Below are 16,462 nucleotides of genomic sequence, written 5' to 3' on the forward strand. Positions count from 1 at the left end.
GACAGACTGAAATTATTCTTTGATACTTTCTCTAAAATCTTTATTTCCTAACAGTTACTAAGATAAAGCTGCTATTGCCGAACCTATAAGGTTTGCGTTATCCATTTGGGCTACATCTACAGAAACGTCCTTTATATTCATTTCTATTAGCAAAGCCTGCAACTCTTCCACTACAAGGTCTTTATAGTCTTTTCCTTTGCGGTACTCGCTCCAGAAAAGGCTACCTTCAGCAACAAGGCGTATTTTCTTTATACTCTTATTGTGTTTCACCATTACGGCTACCAGCCCGGCAAGCGATGCAGCTACCAATTGCGCCGAACGCTTGTATATCCAGCGCGATACGTCTACATACTTCTTTTTGTGGCGATCGGGGTAGTTCATTATGCTAGTAAGCTTTTGGGCATCGAATCTTGCTTCAAATTCGTCGCAAGGGAATACAGCCTTCAGTATTTCGCCCAGATACATACCCGACACTGCTTTTTCGAAACGCTGCGATCCGCGTGAACCCGAAAGAGCATCTACATTTTCGTCGATAGATGTAAGGTGTGGAGGATTGAAGTTGCCTGACTCCAGGTTTATAGGGATAAGCCCCGTAATTTTTTCACCTTCTCCCTTTTCACCTTTTATTTTTTTTATCTTTTCGGCTGGTACAAATGTTGCCATATTAGTTCCTGTGCCTACTATAAGGCCTATATAGGCATCGTAGCTGTTGTCTGTCAATCCGGCGAAAAGGCTGGCAACAGTATCGTTGATTACCTTTATACCTGTAAATTTGGGTTTGTTCTCCTTATTCAGATACCCCAAAAGACGTTCTCCTACTTTAGAGCCTACCATTTCTTCTATATTTACGTCTTTTGTCCAATAGAGCAACTCTGCATCGCCATTAGGCAACGATTTTGCAGGATATGAAAAACAATAGCCGATAGGCATTTCTTTCGTCCGCTTAATTTCTTTTATCGGGTCGTTCTGCTCTTTAAACAGGTCTTCTTCGGTAAAGTCTTCTTCCTTCATTACCGACAAATCCTTTTTCCATCCGTTCTCAGGGTGAATAGTCGCTTTTCCGTCTTTGAAATCGACAACGGCTACCCGGTAATTTGTTCCCCCAAGATCGAGAACAGTAGACTGCCCTTCTTTGATTTCGGCTTTAGGGTTAATAAATGTAGGAAGGCAAGCAATTTCGGTATCATCTTTTTCCAATCCGCTTTCCACCTTCTTTTGTAGGTCTTTGGCAATGTCTACCAATTGCTTCTTTTTTAATTGAAAGATATTCTTCTTCATCGATGGTATTTTTTTATTAAAAAAAGGTTCTTAGATGTACAAAGGTAAAAATCTATATTAACTTTTTGTCATAAATACATAATTATATTGATCTAAATAAGTAATTTTATCACTCAAACGGAAACTTTTGTTTTTCTTGCTCAGACTCTCATTAACGAATGTTTGTAGATGTTAATAAACCTTAAATTTAAGGTTTTATTTTAAACCTTTTCGCCCCCGATTTGTCGCATTTGGGTGATACTATAATGTGTAGTAGATTAAAATACGAAGTATAATCTTATGACTAAAAAAACGAAAATTATCCTCATTGTTATTATTGCACTTATTATAGCTGCAATGGCTTTATATTCCCCTGTCAAAAACCTGATATCGGCAGAAATAAAAGACACCGAGACTCCTCTGCCACAACAGAAAGGAGGTGGAAGTACAGGGCGCAAGCCATTGAATGTAAATGCAATAATATTGAAACCCGAAACCCTGAAAGATTATATAAGGGCAAAAGGGCTGTTGATACCCGACGAAGAGGTAGATTTATCGTTCGAAACATCAGGGAAAATTACGGAAATACACTTCAAGGAAGGTTCGGCTGTACGCAAGGGGCAACTGTTGGCAAAAGTAAACGACAAGCCATTGCAAGCCGAACTAAAAAAATTGGAAGCACAAATACCTCTGGCACAAGACCGCGTATATCGCCAAAAAGCTTTGTTGGCAAAGGATGCCGTGAGCCAGGAAGCATATGAATCGGTAAATACCGAATTGGAAAAACTGAAGGCCGATATAGAATTGGTAAAATCGCGCATATCCCAAACCGAACTCCGGGCACCTTTCGATGGTGTCATCGGGCTGCGCCTTGTTAGTGAAGGAACATATGCTTCGCCCACAATCATCGTATCGAGGCTTACAAAAATATCTCCTTTGAAAATAGAATTTTCGGTAAACGAGTCGAATATAAATGATGTGAAAGCAGGAACACCTATATTATTTACTATCGACAACGACCTGAATAAATACAGAGCGAGTGTATATGCCGTAGAATCGAATCTCGACAGGTCTACTCTTACATTGAAAGCCCGTGCCTTATATCCAAATCCGGGCGGACAACTGAAACCGGGGCAATCTATCAATGTAGAAATAGAAACACAGGAAATAAAAAATGCACTCGTAGTGCCCAGTTTATCGGTCATCGCCGAATTGGGCCGCGACATCGCGTATGTATATAAGGGAGGCAAAGCGCATCAGGTAGTGCTAAGGAAAGGAATGCGTACTGCCACATCGCTGCAAATCATCGACGGGCTAAGTGCCGGAGACACGCTGCTCACTACCGGGGTAATGCAGTTGCGCGACGGTCTGCCGGTAGTGATAGACAACATTACAGATAGCAATCAAGATATAAATTAGATAAAAAGCCAAGATATACATGACAATATCCGAACTTAGTATCAGGCGTCCTGTACTTGCTACAGTGATCGTGTTGATCATTTTTCTTTTAGGTTTTATTGGTTATACCTATTTAGGTGTCCGCGAATACCCCAATATAGACAACCCCATAATATCGGTAAATGTATCGTATCCCGGTGCAAATGCCGAAATAATAGAAAACCAGATTACCGAGCCGCTGGAGCAAAACATAAACGGGATACCCGGTATCCGCTCGCTGTCGAGTACCAGCAGCCAGGGATCGTGCCGTATCATTATAGAGTTCGAATTATCGGTAGATATGGAAACCGCCGCCAACGATGTACGTGATAAGGTATCGCGTGCCCAACGTTACCTGCCGCGTGATGTAGACCCGCCTACTGTATCGAAAGCCGATGCAGACGCTTCGCCCATCATACAAATAAGTATACAAAGCGAAAAGCGGTCGTTGCTCGAATTGAGTGAAATAGCGGAACTTACGGTAAAGGAGAGGTTGCAAACCATACCGAACGTAAGTGCCGTGGAAATATGGGGGCAAAACCGTTACTCTATGCGACTCTGGCTCGACCCATTGAAAATGGCTTCGTATGGAATCACTCCTATGGATGTAAAAAATGCACTCGACAGGGAAAATGTAGAATTGCCCTCTGGTAGTATCGAAGGCGATGCCCTCGAACTTAGTATCCGTACATTGGGATTGATGCAGACACCCGAAGAGTTCAACAATATGATTATCAAAGAAGATAATTATAATGTTGTGCGTTTCCGCGATATCGGCATCGCCGAACTGGGTACGGAAGACCACAGGAGTATTATGCGCCGCAATGGCATTCCTGCTGTGAGTACAGTTATTATTCCACAGCCGGGAGCCAACCAGATCGAAATATCTGACGAAACAATGGTGCGCCTCGAACAATTGAAAAAAGATTTGCCCGAAGATGTTATACTCGATGTGGCTTTCGATAATACGAAATTTATCCGTGCCTCGATTGCCGAAGTAGAGGAAACTATATATATAGCCTTCCTGCTGGTTGTTGTAATCATATTTCTGTTTCTGCGCGACTGGCGTGTGACCCTTATTCCATGCGTAGTAATTCCAGTTTCGCTGGTCGGGGCATTCTTTGTGATGTATGTCGCAGGTTTCTCCATCAACGTATTGTCTATGCTTGCCGTAGTCCTTTCGGTTGGGCTGGTTGTAGACGATGCCATTGTGGTCACCGAAAATATCTATTTGAAAATAGAAAACGGCATGAGTCCTCGCGAAGCAGGTATTGAAGGGTCGAAAGAGATATTCTTCGCAGTAGTATCTACTACCATTACGTTGGTTGCCGTATTCTTCCCTATAGTCTTTCTCGAAGGTATGACCGGAAGGCTTTTCCGCGAATTTAGTATTGTAATTGCAGGAGCGGTAGTGATATCCTCTTTCGTAGCTCTTACATTCACACCAATGCTATCGACCAAGCTATTGAAAAGAAGGGATAATCCGGGATGGCTATATCGAAAAACTGAACCTTTTTTCGAAGGGATGACCTTCAGTTATCAAAAAGGGCTTGAAAAATTTCTGAAAGCCAGATTCGTTGTATGGCCTGTAATAGCAGCAACTCTTATCGGCATAGTATATCTTATATCTGTCATCCCATCCGAAATGGCTCCATTGGAAGACCGGTCGCAAATAACAGTAAGGACAAGTGGGCCACAGGGGGCAACATATGAGTTTATGAGGGATTATACACAAAAGATATCCCGCATAGCCGACTCTATAGCTCCCGAAAGACGGATAAATACATTACGTGTATGGACAGGCGGAGGAATGGTCAATCTGGCTTTGCCCGATATAAAAGACCGAAAACGTAGTCAGATGGAGATAGCTGACGAACTGACAAAAGCAGTACGCCCACAGACCGAAGCGCGTGCATTCGTACAACAACAGTCTACTTTCGGCGGACGCCGTTCGAGTATGCCCATACAATACGTATTACAAGCACCTAACATACAGAAACTTGAGGAATTTATCCCTGAATTTATGCGTAAGGTGCAAGAAAGCCCGATGTTTCAGATGGCTGACGTGAATCTGAAGTTTACAAAGCCGGAAACCCGTATTATTATCGACAGGGATAAGGCTGCACTACTTGGCGTCAGCACACGCGATATAGGACAGACTCTGCAATACGCGCTCAGCGGGCAACGGATGGGTTATTTCTATATGAATGGTAAGCAATATCAGATTTTGGGCGAGATAAACCGCCAACAGCGGAATACTCCCCTCGACCTGAAATCTATATACCTGAAAAACCTTTCGGGAAATATGATCCAGATGGATAATATTGTACGATTGGAAGAGAGTGTTGCCCCTCCTCAATTATACAGGTACAACCGCTTCAACTCGGCCACGGTTACAGCCGGATTATCGCCGGGTGTAACCATTGGCGCAGGCCTCGACGAAATGGATCGCATAGCCAAAGAAACACTCGATGAAACATTCCGTACAGCATTGGCAGGAGATTCGAAAGACTTTAGAGAAAGTTCGTCGAGCCTTGTTTTTGCGTTTGTCTTAGCCATCGTATTGATATTCCTGATATTGGCTGCACAGTTCGAAAGCTTCAAAGACCCTCTGGTTATAATGCTTACTGTACCTTTGGCTATAGTAGGAGCATTGCTCTTTATGTACAGCAAAGATGTGACGATGAATATTTTCAGCCAGATAGGTATTATAATGCTTATAGGGCTTGTGGCTAAGAATGGTATATTGATTGTAGAATTTGCCAACCAACGGCAAGAAACAGGTATGAGCAAACTCGAAGCTATACAGGGTGCTGCTGTACAACGCCTTCGTCCGATATTGATGACAAGTTTCTCTACCGTATTGGGATTGTTACCACTGGTTTTTGCCAGTGCCGAAGGGGCTAACGGACGTATGGCTATGGGGGTGGCAGTGATCGGAGGAATGGTGTTCTCTACCCTGCTTACCATATTTGTTGTGCCTACCATGTATCTGTATATCTCTACCGACAGAAAGAAGAAAGAGGTAAAACGGTTGGAAAAAAAATAAAATTAAAAAAGACTCTAAATGCAGATAAATTATGCCGAATAAAATCTCATTGACAAAAGGAAAATCCGTCTTTATTGTAGATTTAATACTTATACCAATATTTATATTGGTAACATACAGCGGATTGAAGCTTCATATAGCTGGCGACGTCGGCAACCATGATATATGGTCGTCTTGGGCGCACTTTCATATCATTGTCAGCATTATTTCCCTTATTGCAGGATGGCTGCATATAAAAGCTCATTGGGGATGGTACAAAGGACTGTTGAAAAAAGGTTTAGCGAAGAAAAGTAAAGTGACAGTAGCTCTATCCATCTTATTTCTGGCATTGGTAATAACGGGTATCATTCTTGTACTGTTTGCCGATGGCGGAAATTCTGCTACCGGATTGTGGCATTATCGGTTAGGTCTTATTATGGTAATATTGCTTATTGTCCATTTCGTAACACGATTTTCTTTGTTGAAAAAAGGATTGACAAGAAAAAAAATAATAGTTGGCGACAAAAATTAAAAATAGAGATCACATTTCCTTCATAATTTTATCTATAGATACCATAAACTATTTATAAATTTGAAGAAAAAATGTAACAAGCGAAAAATATACGAAAAACTGTTACTTGTGTTACTTTTTAACTATATATTGTAAAAATAGGTTAAAACAATAACAGTTTCAAGACGGACAGAATCCGCCTCGAATGAAAAAGTAACAAGTCGTTTCTATTATGATGACAGCAAAAAAAACCAAGATAAACTTCATACTGCCTTTCAAGCCACGCCGCCCGGCAGGGGGATTCCGTGTGATGTATGAATATGCCAATCGTTTATCGGCCAGAGGATATCAGGTACATCTTACATTCCCCATCAAGACACCATATATGGAGTACCGCCTTCCTTATATTGCCAGATATATATTGTCGAAGATAGAAGGTTTTTCGCACGACAAATGGTTCGAGTTCCTGCCTGACATTACGATGTCGTATGCCCCCTCGGTAAAAGACAAGTATGTGCAGAATGCCGACATTGTGATAGCCACATGGTGGGCTACAGCATTGGAAATGGGGAGCCTTAGCCCCTCGAAAGGAAGAAAGATAAACCTGATACAAGGTTTCGAAAATTGGGAAGGACACGAAGATCTGCTACATAAGTCATACAACATGCTCGACACTGTGAATGTGGTGGTAGCCTCTTACCTCGAAAAAAAGGTAAAGCACTTTACCAACAACCGTGTGGAACTGATAGAAAACGGCATAGACACCGGTATATATTATGTGAAAGATGAAATAGAGAGCCGCAATCCGCTATCGGTAGCTATGATGTATTCCATTCAGGAGATAAAAGGTTCGAAGTATGGACTGGAGGCTTTAGGCATGGTAAAGGAAGAAATTCCCGAATTGCAGGTCGAATTGTTTGGCATCTCCCCCGCCCCCGACAATCTGCCCGAATGGATAAAGTATTACAGGAATCCTGATGCTTTGAGCGACTTGTACAACCGCAATGCCATTTTCATATCCAACAGCTTTACCGAAGGCTTCGGACTGGTATCGGTAGAATCTATGTTTTGCGGATGTGCCCTTGTAGGCACCGATATAGAAGGGCATAAGGAATACGCATTCGATGGCAAAACGGCATTGCTCGTAGAGCCGGGCAACGCCCGGATGATGGCCGACAAAATAATTTCGCTAGTAAGGGACAATGAATACCGTATCGCTTTGGCCAAGAATGGCAACAGCTATGTGCAACGCTTCAAATGGGAGAATGCTGTAGACAAAATGGAGGGGATAATTATCAGTCTGCTAAAAGATTTATAATTTAACTATATAGCAAACAGAATATTACATAGTTTTCTTTAGTTGAAAATCAGTATATAAAATAGATATAGTATGGAAAATTTTTCAATGGTGAATCCCGTAAAAATCATCTTCGGGAAAGAGACTATCGGGCAAATAGCAAATGAAATCCCTCAAGGGAGCAAAGTATTAATGATTTATGGCGGAGGGAGTATTAAGAAAAATGGAGTCTACGACCAAGCAGTAAAAGCACTTGAAGGCTACGAGTGGCACGAATTTTCAGGAATAGAACCCAACCCGCATTATGAGACATGTATGAAGGCTGTTGCCATGATTAAGGATAAAGGCATCAACTTCCTGCTTGCAGTAGGTGGAGGCTCTGTACTGGATGCTACTAAATTTATCGCAGCAGCAGCTTGTTTCGAAGGCGGAGACCCTTGGCAAATATTATCGAAAGGAGCAAAAGTGGCGAAAGCTCTTCCTTTTGGCGACATTATAACATTGCCTGCTACTGGCTCTGAAATGAACTCAGGCGGAGTAATTACCCGTGCCGAAACCGAAGATAAACTGGCTTTCAATTCCCCGCTTACCTTTCCCCGGTTTTCGGTTCTCGACCCTACCGCCACTTTCTCCATGCCTGTCCGCCAGATAGGCAACGGGGTAGTAGATGCCTTTGTGCATGTTATGGAGCAATACCTCACTTATAATCAAGGAGATTCGCTTCTACAGGATTATATGGCGGAGGCAATAGTAAAAACGCTGGTAAGCGAAGGGCCGAAGGCATTGGCCAATCCTACCGATTACGATGTACGTGCCAACCTGATGTGGGCTTCTACATGGGCGCTCAACGGATGGATTGCCTGCGGCGTGCCCGAAGATTGGGCTACACATATGATAGGGCACGAAATAACTGCTTTTTACGGATTAGACCATGCCCAGACGCTTGCTGTCGTATTGCCGGGTGTAATGACCGTGCTGCAGGAACAGAAAGCCAAAAAGATAACCCGCCTCGGCAAAGAGGTTTTCGGCATAGAGGGTGGCAATGCCATAGAAAAGACGATAGAGGCTGTGGAAGGATTCTTTGAGGAAATGGGAGTAAAAACCCACCTGTCGGATTACGGATTGGGCAGCGAAGCTATCGACAAGGTAGTAAACAGGCTATCGCAAAGAGGATGGATGTTGGGCGAATCTCATAATATCACATCGGAGGTGGTAAGAGAAATCCTTACATTGAGAAAATAGGACATAGAAGGAGAAGGTGTCCCCAGAAGGACACCTTCTAATGTATATTAAGCCGGATTTATTTCTCCAATTCATTCAGGTTTTCATCAACAGTCTCAATCTTCTTCACGAGTAGCTCCAATTCATTTTTCAGACTGTCTATCTTCAGGTTGACATCTTTGAGCAAACCGCTACCCCCCTTCGACGATACCGACAGGAAGTTCATATTGTTTTCGTAAGTCTGCAAATCCGATTTCAACTTATTGTACTGGTGCATCAAATGGTCGCGCTCCTTATACAAAACCCTTTTCGGATTATCCTGTTTCGCCATATCTTTCACGTTCGACTTGAAAGACTCGAATCTGCGCTCTGTCCTGTTGATCTTCAGACGGTCGTAATGAGCATCTACAGCTTGATGGAACTCCTTATAAATCTTGTCTTTTTCCTTGAATGGAACAAAACCTACGTTGTGCCATTCGTCTGCAAGCTCTTTCAGCTCTGCAACCAATTCGGAAGATTCCTTCGACTCGTCCAGGCTCTTTATTTTTTCAATAATTGCCTTCTTTGCTTCCAGATTAGCCAGTTCCTCTGTCTTTTGAGTTGAATCGTTCTTTTTCTTTTGCTCGAAGAAGTAGTCGCAAGCCGTTACAAACTCTTTCCAGATGGCATCCGAATATTTACGAGGCACGGGGCCTATCGTTTTCCATTCCTTTTGTATCGCAATCAACTTATCTGTTGTCGATTTCCAATCGGTACTGTCTTTCAATGCCTTTGCTTGCTCTGCCAACTCCCGTTTCTTCTCAAGGTTGGCATCCATATCTTCCCTTACTCCTTTGAAAAACTCGCTTTTCTTTTCGAAAAACGTATCACAAAGAGAACGAAACTCTTCGAATATTTGGGTATTTATCCGCCTTGGAACGAATCCGATAGTCTTCCATTTAGCTTGTAGCTCTATCACTTCTTTACTTTTCTCGTCCCAATCCTTAAATGTCTTCAATGTATCGTAGTCGATGGCTTTAAGGGCTTCACAGATTTCGTTCTTAGCCGCCAGGTTTTCTTCTTCTTTTCCTTTCAGCGATTCGAAGTGTGTCTGGTAATTCTTGTTGATCTGGGTAGATGCGTCTTTGAATCGCACCCATATTTCTTCGCGCAATTCCCTGGCTACCGGCCCTATATCCCTCCATTGCTGGTGGAAGTTTTGCAATTGGTGGAATGCTGAAACAGAGTCTTCATCTTCTACCAATTTTTCTACCGATTCTATTATCGCCATTTTCAGTTCAAGGTTTTTCTTGAAGTCATAATCGCGAAACTCATTATTGATTTTTATCAGGTCGTAAAACTTCTCTGTATATATCTGGTACGATTTCCACAAGTCTTTCACCTTTGCCTGAGGAACTTGCGAAATATCATTCCATTGTTGTTGCAGGTCTTTAAACTCTTTATATAGCTTATTGAAATCGTCTGAACTCTCAGTCAGGTTTTTGATAGAGTCTATTATCTGAAGTTTCTTCTTATAATTCTCTTCTTTCAGCCTTTCCTCTTCGGCAACATGGGCAGCACGCTTCTGCTTGATATCGTTAAGGAATGTTTTCAGCACTTCTTCTGATGGATCTGGCGCAGGTACAAAATTGCCAGGATCATTACCGGCTTCCAGGTATGTCGCTTTCTGTGCATCTACATCAGCCAGTCGCAAACGGTAAAAAGCCTGTTTCAAAGCCTCGGTTTCCGAACGTGGAGGAACCTCTTCTTGCAAAGCCAGATTCTTCAGTTTTTCTATAATTTCTTCTTTCGTCAAAGATTCATGTTTAATCTCCGACGGCTCTGTAGCTGGCTCCTCGGGCTGCACGCTTTCTTCCACAGATGGAGTTTCTTCGACAAGTACTGTTTCCACAGATTCATCTACTGCAAGCTCTTGTTGCGGAGCATTTTCTACTACAGCATTCACCTCATCGTTTTTAATCTCCCCTGTTGGCTTATCGGCTGGCAATCCGGGTTCTAGGATCTCATTCATATAGTTAGTTTTTTAATAAGGGGTAAACCCTATGTTTTTCACTCGCCAAATTAGTGTTTTTTTTTGTAACAAAAGAGAGCAATGTTAAGTTTTTTCATTTTTGCCTGCAAAAAAGCCTGAATGTAAGCAACTGTTAGAAAATATCACAAATCGGTTTTCATCAAAAAAACAGAAGTTTTTCGGGATATGAGATATTTACTAACAGCTACTTAGACAAAAATGAGATAATCGCATTGCGAATACACAACAATCTACCCGGCTTCTACAGACTATTATTATTGTCTGAAGGACAGCCCCCCTAAAACAAACTTGGGTAATTATAGTAAAGATATTTTTGAAGTTTTGTCGGAAAAACAAATCGCCATTTGATACCTTTTTCCATAATGCTTTATCATTCAGGTTGAAAAATCAACTTAAAATATTGTAAAAGCGATATAGTTACCCAAATCAATTAGCACTTTCGAATTGTTCGAGGAAACGTTTGTCATTTTCCGAGAACAGACGCAGGTCGCTCACCCTGTATTTCAAGTTAGTAATACGTTCTATACCCATACCAAGGGCATATCCGGTATAAACGCGACTGTCTATCCCGCAGCTTTCCAATACATTCGGATCGACCATACCGCATCCTAGTATCTCTACCCAACCTGTATGCTTGCAAAACGGACACCCCTTGCCTCCGCAGATATTACACGAAATATCCATCTCGGCACTTGGTTCGGTAAAGGGAAAATATGACGGACGCAGACGTATCTTTGTATCAGCGCCGAACAACTCTTTCGCCAAAAACAGCAAGGCTTGCTTCAAGTCGGCAAAAGACACATTCTTGTCTATGTATAGTGCCTCTACCTGATGGAAGAAACAATGTGCACGGTACGATATGGCTTCGTTACGATAGACACGTCCCGGACAAATGATACGGATAGGTGGTTGCTGTTTTTCCATAACCCTAGTCTGCACCGACGAGGTGTGAGTACGTAAAAGCACTTCGGGATTGCGGGCAATAAAAAATGTATCCTGCATATCGCGGGCCGGATGGTCGTCGGCAAAATTAAGCGCCGAAAATACGTGCCAATCATCTTCTATTTCAGGCCCTTCGGCAATGGAGAATCCAAGCTTGCGAAGGATGTCGCAGATTTCCTTCTTCACAATAGAAATCGGATGGCGTGTACCTAAAGCAATAGGCGCAGCCGTACGCGTAAGGTCTATAGCATCGTCAGACGCCTGATTGTTTTCGAGCGACTCCCTCAGTTGGTTTATTTTATCCTGAGCCTTTTCTTTCAGCTCGTTTAGCCTCATACCAACTTCGCGTTTCTGGTCTGCCGCCACATTGCGAAAATCATTCATCAAAGCCGACACTTCACCTTTCTTGCTCAGGTATTTAATGCGCAAAGCCTCTATTTCTTCTGCCTTTGCTGCCTTAAGATTGTCAATTTCAGACAGTAATTGGTTAATCTTGTTAATCATATATGTTAATTACAATATTTACAAAAAATAAGATACAAAGTTACATCTTTCTTTGCTTTATTCCAGATAAAAGACAGGAAATATTATCATTTATTCTTCCCTGTCTGCTTCTGAAACTGAAAAAACAGAGCCAAAACTTCTTAATCTCATTTTTTATTGTATCTTTACTTTTCGTTAAAACAAACGTTAAAACGCGAAACTGAATTTTGTATATAATATCTTAAACATTACACAAACTAATGGGTTATACTAATGGAGAAACAGATAACCCCATCTGCAAAAGAAAAGAACCTAATTAAATAAATAGATTTAAATGGAAAACAAGAAGAAAATTACCCGTGTAGAAGGTGGAGAAACTTCGTCGGGAAACCCAACTAAAACATTTGTGCCTACTGCCGAAAGCAAAGGCCGTGCAACGCGCTTACGGTTAATCGCCGGAATACTTTGGTTTCTGGCAATAGCAGCGCAGGTTACAGCAATCATATTCTTATTGAAACCACCGGTAAATATGATATTAATCATCGGACTGATTGTTGTCGATCTCATTCTGGTGATTATTGGATCTGTGCTTTGGAAAAAGTCGAACAGGCTCGACCCTGCTTCCGAAAAGCAAAAATTCAAGTTTTTTATGCAAAACCAACTAGGATTGTTTGCTGCCATAATAGCATTCCTGCCTTTGGTAATTGTAATACTGACAAATAAAAATATCGACGGGAAGCAAAAAGCAATATTGGGAAGTATAGCTGCCGTGGCATTGGTTATTGCAGGTATAGTAGGCTACGACTTCAATCCACCGTCGATAGAACAATATACAGAAGAAACCAATCGTGTGGAATGGCTGAACAACGGGAACGATTTTGTATATTGGACTAAATCGGGCAAGGTATATCACTTATTCAACGATTGTTCTTATATAAATACCAACAAGACCGACGAGATTTTCGAAGGAACAGTAGCCCGGGCGCATGAATTGAAAAATATCAACAGCCTTTGCAGCCGTTGCGAAAGCAGAGCTATAAAAGAACGTGGACTCGATGAAGGTAAGTATATAAGTACCAAAGAGCACGATCATGTACATGACAGCAGCGATGCTAAAAGTGCCGAACCTGAAAGCAATGAGGAAGAAGAAGCTGCTCCTGTAGAAAAAAGTGAACAGCCTGCCGACATTGAATAAATAATTTGATATAATATAAGAGGGGGCGTGTCAAAACAAAGTGACACGCCCCCTGTATTTTTTTAACAGATAATCTATTCCTCCGGAAGGCTCTTCCACCGGCGAACGAATACAGAAATACCCGCCATAATAATTACCACGACAAATACATTTATCCAGAACATATTAAGAATATCTCGATCGGAAACATTAATAAATATCGCATACGAAAAATAAAGGAGTGGCAGTAGGCAAGGCACCAGCCAAAGCAATATATTCACATAGATATTCGATCGCCCTTTATTCTTTCTCTCTCCTATCTTATTCATTATCCTGACAAATAAAGCAACAAAAAGCATTACCCAGAATAGTATAGCAGACATCAACACTATATCTCTCGTACCCCAATCTAAATATTCTATAAGCATTACACCTACCAGGCAAACAATGAAAAACAATATGCCTGTGGCAACAAAAGCTACCAGCCAGAACCTACCACCGGTAACACGGACTGCGAAAATAAGAATAGATATAGCCAAAGCGAAACAAATACACAATAATAGCATCACCTCCATATCCTGATCGTATTCATAGCATTCTTTTACATGCGAATACCCGCTTGTCAGTTCTGCATGTTGCAAGAAAGGATTTCGCTTGATATACCCGGAATGATAATCAACATCTGTATCGTCTATAGGTTCTGTTACAATATTATCGTAGCTGCAATAAGTTGCATTCTTTTCGTAATCGTAAGGCTGGTTGTTTTTTATAAAGACCAAACCGTTGACAGGGAAGAATGGTGGTTTATATATCCGCGCAAACCACTTGTCGGGCGTAATATTGATGGCCATACCATGCTTTTGCTGCAACTCATAAAATCCGGTCATAACAGCCATAATACTGTCTTTGTTCCCCTCGCGAAGCCACTGCTTTACCTGCTCGTATCGCTGTATTTTTATTGTCGACTCCGGGGATAATATATCAGAACTTACTTCATCGTTGTTTTTATAATAATCGTATAAATACTCCGATCGTTTATAATATAAAAATGAAGGCCCTATGTATCCTTCTATAGACAGATGATTGCGGGTATAATTCAGCGAATACAAACCGAGATTCAGTGTGTCAGGGTCTAGCTGCATACTATCGGGAATGAGAATCATATCATCAATTCCCGGGGAATATGTATACAAAGACATATCATTATCCTCTCCGGGAATCAACACACCAGCTTTGTCCAATAAAGCCAATGCTTCTTCGGCTTCTGCGAGTGTTGCCGTCGATTTCCATTTAAAGATAGTTCCCTGAGTCAAAGTATATGGTAGCGATGTAATACCAATAGTAATAATAAGGATCAGTATCCATTCCAGATAAAGATGTCTTGCCATACGCGGGTATAAAATTTTAAAACCATTGTTCCTGCTGTAGAGAACGAGCCAGCCAACCAATATCAAAACAGAAACGAGGATGCAGACAAAGTAAAGCATCTCTTCGTTGTGCATTATGGAATAATAATAGCTGCGATCGAAAGCGTTGTCGGTGGTAACATAGCCGATAACGAAAAAGACCAGATGTGTAGCCAAAAGAATAAGGAGCATCGGCGCCAGTCTTATATTCCAAAGCATGGGGTAATGCAGCAATAAGTATTTTTGTATTTTGTTTATCATAATATCAGCAATTTTAAGAAAGGAAAAAACGGCGGGTAGAACTGGATATATTCCTGAAATAATTTACAGGGATTTGTTTATCCAAGATTAACCGTAAAAAGTCTTCTTGTGTTATATTCTGGGGGAATGAGGCTACATAAGTGCCACCATTTATCTGCAATCTTTCGATATGTAAAGCAGCAAAAGCAGCATGCAACTTATCTTGCTGCCAATCCGATTCAAATTCGACAATAAATTTAACTACCTCCGTATAAAGGGCATCCGTATCCTGCGGCAAGTTGCGGGGCGCACCCTCTTTCAAGAATATCACTTTATCCGATGTCTTCTCCACTTCATAAAGTTGCTGCGAACTCAACACAATACCTACCGGACGAAATAAGGAAGAAGCGATGTCTTTAAAATCGTCTAATACAACCTGCTGCGCCAATATATCCAGATTGGCAAGAGGTTCGTCTATCAATAGCAGGTGCGGAGTGCGTAGTAAGGCTCTGGCAAGTTCGAAACGCATCTTATATCCCGACGACAGATTTTTCCATTTATACTGCCTGTATTTACGCAATCCCATACGTGCAACCACCAAATCTACCATCAGCAGGTTCTCTTCGCCCGTGATACCATACATAGACGCTGTAAAACGCAGGTTGGACAGCAACGAACCTTGCCAGGAGGCAGTACGCTGCGGAATATAAATCAGTTTGGAACGCAGGTCGTAGCTATCCCTGTAGGGAAACAGATATTCCAATTTGCCGCCGCTGGGAGCAAGTTCGCCGCACAACGATCGCAACAGGGTAGTCTTGCCATTACCGTTTTCGCCTACCAGACCGATTATTTCCCCGGATTTCACCTCCATAGAGATAGGCCCTAAGGCGAAAGATGAATTTTGGTAAGACCTTATAAAATTGTAAGTAGACAAAAGTTGCGTATTATAATAGGCATCTACTGGCTTATCTTTAAGGAATGCATATAATTCGTCTAATAAAGCGATATATTTTTCATTTTTCTCGCCTACATTGTTCTGATTGGTATCGAGCCAATCGAGAAATTGCGCCATACGTTTATAAAAACGGATATCACCTGTATCTAAGGTGAAATCAATCAGGCGTTTGGTTAAGAGTGTATAATTCTCATAATCGACCAATTGCCTGACCTGCTTATACTGTTGTTGCAGAATTGTCATAGAGGTAGTTGTGTTATTTTCTGACTAAGAACTGTCTAAACGACAAATATATCTATTTTCCGGGGATATTTCCTAACAGTTCAGGGCAAACGCATGAAAAAATGATATTCCAGTTTTGACTACTGTAGGGCGAATTGAAAATCGACGGAGGCAATTATCATTCGCCCGCAGATTTTTTCTATTTCGGGCGAATGATAATTCTCCCCTACAAAGCTCAGAATTGCGTTCGGATAAAT

11 protein-coding genes are annotated in these 16,462 nt (G+C 41.6%); 6 read left to right on the plus strand and 5 right to left on the minus strand.

Translation table 11 applies throughout. The features are described 5' to 3' along the window. Positions 1-57: 57 nt before the first annotated feature. Complete coding sequence (locus tag D0T57_RS04780) at positions 58-1,278, minus strand: hexokinase (RefSeq protein ID WP_163271420.1); 1,221 nt, start codon at positions 1,276-1,278, stop codon at positions 58-60. A gap of 279 nt (positions 1,279-1,557) precedes the next feature. Here D0T57_RS04780 and D0T57_RS04785 point away from each other — a divergent pair, with 279 nt between their 5' ends. The 5 genes from D0T57_RS04785 (at position 1,558) to D0T57_RS04805 (ending at position 8,772) form a co-directional block, all read left to right on the plus strand. Beyond that, on the plus strand, positions 1,558-2,676 hold the full coding sequence (locus D0T57_RS04785; RefSeq protein ID WP_163271422.1) for an efflux RND transporter periplasmic adaptor subunit: 1,119 nt from the start codon (positions 1,558-1,560) through the stop codon (positions 2,674-2,676). Positions 2,677-2,695: 19 nt separating this feature from the next. Then, positions 2,696-5,743 (plus strand): efflux RND transporter permease subunit, encoded by a 3,048-nt coding sequence (locus tag D0T57_RS04790; protein ID WP_163271424.1) that lies wholly within the window; start codon positions 2,696-2,698, stop codon positions 5,741-5,743. Between the two features lie 31 nt (positions 5,744-5,774). After that, positions 5,775-6,254, plus strand: a complete 480-nt coding sequence (locus D0T57_RS04795; RefSeq protein WP_255490498.1) for a hypothetical protein — start codon at positions 5,775-5,777, stop codon at positions 6,252-6,254. A 211-nt stretch (positions 6,255-6,465) separates the two neighbouring features. Further along, on the plus strand, positions 6,466-7,551 hold the full coding sequence (locus D0T57_RS04800; RefSeq protein ID WP_255490499.1) for a glycosyltransferase family 4 protein: 1,086 nt from the start codon (positions 6,466-6,468) through the stop codon (positions 7,549-7,551). Between the two features lie 72 nt (positions 7,552-7,623). Next, entirely contained in the window at positions 7,624-8,772 is a 1,149-nt protein-coding gene (locus D0T57_RS04805) for an iron-containing alcohol dehydrogenase (protein ID WP_163271426.1), read from the plus strand. Between the two features lie 58 nt (positions 8,773-8,830). On the opposite strand, the gene D0T57_RS04810 is transcribed toward D0T57_RS04805, so the two are convergent. Together D0T57_RS04810 and pheS are read right to left on the minus strand one after the other, a co-directional pair. Next, a complete protein-coding gene (locus D0T57_RS04810; protein ID WP_163271428.1) occupies positions 8,831-10,762 on the minus strand; it encodes a DUF349 domain-containing protein in 1,932 nt (643 codons plus the stop codon). A 447-nt stretch (positions 10,763-11,209) separates the two neighbouring features. After that, positions 11,210-12,229, minus strand: coding sequence for a phenylalanine--tRNA ligase subunit alpha (gene pheS / locus D0T57_RS04815; RefSeq protein WP_163271430.1), 1,020 nt, complete (start codon positions 12,227-12,229; stop codon positions 11,210-11,212). A 313-nt stretch (positions 12,230-12,542) separates the two neighbouring features. On the opposite strand from pheS, the gene D0T57_RS04820 reads away from it, so the two are divergent. Further along, positions 12,543-13,403, plus strand: coding sequence for a hypothetical protein (locus tag D0T57_RS04820; protein WP_163271432.1), 861 nt, complete (start codon positions 12,543-12,545; stop codon positions 13,401-13,403). Positions 13,404-13,477: 74 nt separating this feature from the next. Here D0T57_RS04820 and D0T57_RS04825 read toward each other — a convergent pair whose 3' ends face one another. Both D0T57_RS04825 and D0T57_RS04830 read right to left on the minus strand, forming a co-directional pair. After that, a complete protein-coding gene (locus D0T57_RS04825; protein ID WP_163271434.1) occupies positions 13,478-15,049 on the minus strand; it encodes a hypothetical protein in 1,572 nt (523 codons plus the stop codon). Between the two features lie 13 nt (positions 15,050-15,062). Next, positions 15,063-16,226, minus strand: coding sequence for an ATP-binding cassette domain-containing protein (locus D0T57_RS04830; protein ID WP_163271436.1), 1,164 nt, complete (start codon positions 16,224-16,226; stop codon positions 15,063-15,065). Positions 16,227-16,462: the final 236 nt, after the last annotated feature.

Origin of the sequence: Dysgonomonas sp. 511 (assembly GCF_010501105.1) — a bacterium.
In the GTDB taxonomy this organism is placed as follows: domain Bacteria; phylum Bacteroidota; class Bacteroidia; order Bacteroidales; family Dysgonomonadaceae; genus Dysgonomonas.

Bases quoted from the DNA above. Each gene is read 5' to 3' on its own strand.
- D0T57_RS04780 (WP_163271420.1), bottom strand. From the start codon at position 1,278: ATGAAGAAGAATATCTTTCAATTAAAAAAGAAGCAATTGGTAGACATT.
- D0T57_RS04785 (WP_163271422.1), top strand. From the start codon at position 1,558: ATGACTAAAAAAACGAAAATTATCCTCATTGTTATTATTGCACTTATT.
- D0T57_RS04790 (WP_163271424.1), top strand. From the start codon at position 2,696: ATGACAATATCCGAACTTAGTATCAGGCGTCCTGTACTTGCTACAGTG.
- D0T57_RS04795 (WP_255490498.1), top strand. From the start codon at position 5,775: ATGCCGAATAAAATCTCATTGACAAAAGGAAAATCCGTCTTTATTGTA.
- D0T57_RS04800 (WP_255490499.1), top strand. From the start codon at position 6,466: ATGATGACAGCAAAAAAAACCAAGATAAACTTCATACTGCCTTTCAAG.
- D0T57_RS04805 (WP_163271426.1), top strand. From the start codon at position 7,624: ATGGAAAATTTTTCAATGGTGAATCCCGTAAAAATCATCTTCGGGAAA.
- D0T57_RS04810 (WP_163271428.1), bottom strand. From the start codon at position 10,762: ATGAATGAGATCCTAGAACCCGGATTGCCAGCCGATAAGCCAACAGGG.
- pheS (WP_163271430.1), bottom strand. From the start codon at position 12,229: ATGATTAACAAGATTAACCAATTACTGTCTGAAATTGACAATCTTAAG.
- D0T57_RS04820 (WP_163271432.1), top strand. From the start codon at position 12,543: ATGGAAAACAAGAAGAAAATTACCCGTGTAGAAGGTGGAGAAACTTCG.
- D0T57_RS04825 (WP_163271434.1), bottom strand. From the start codon at position 15,049: ATGATAAACAAAATACAAAAATACTTATTGCTGCATTACCCCATGCTT.
- D0T57_RS04830 (WP_163271436.1), bottom strand. From the start codon at position 16,226: ATGACAATTCTGCAACAACAGTATAAGCAGGTCAGGCAATTGGTCGAT.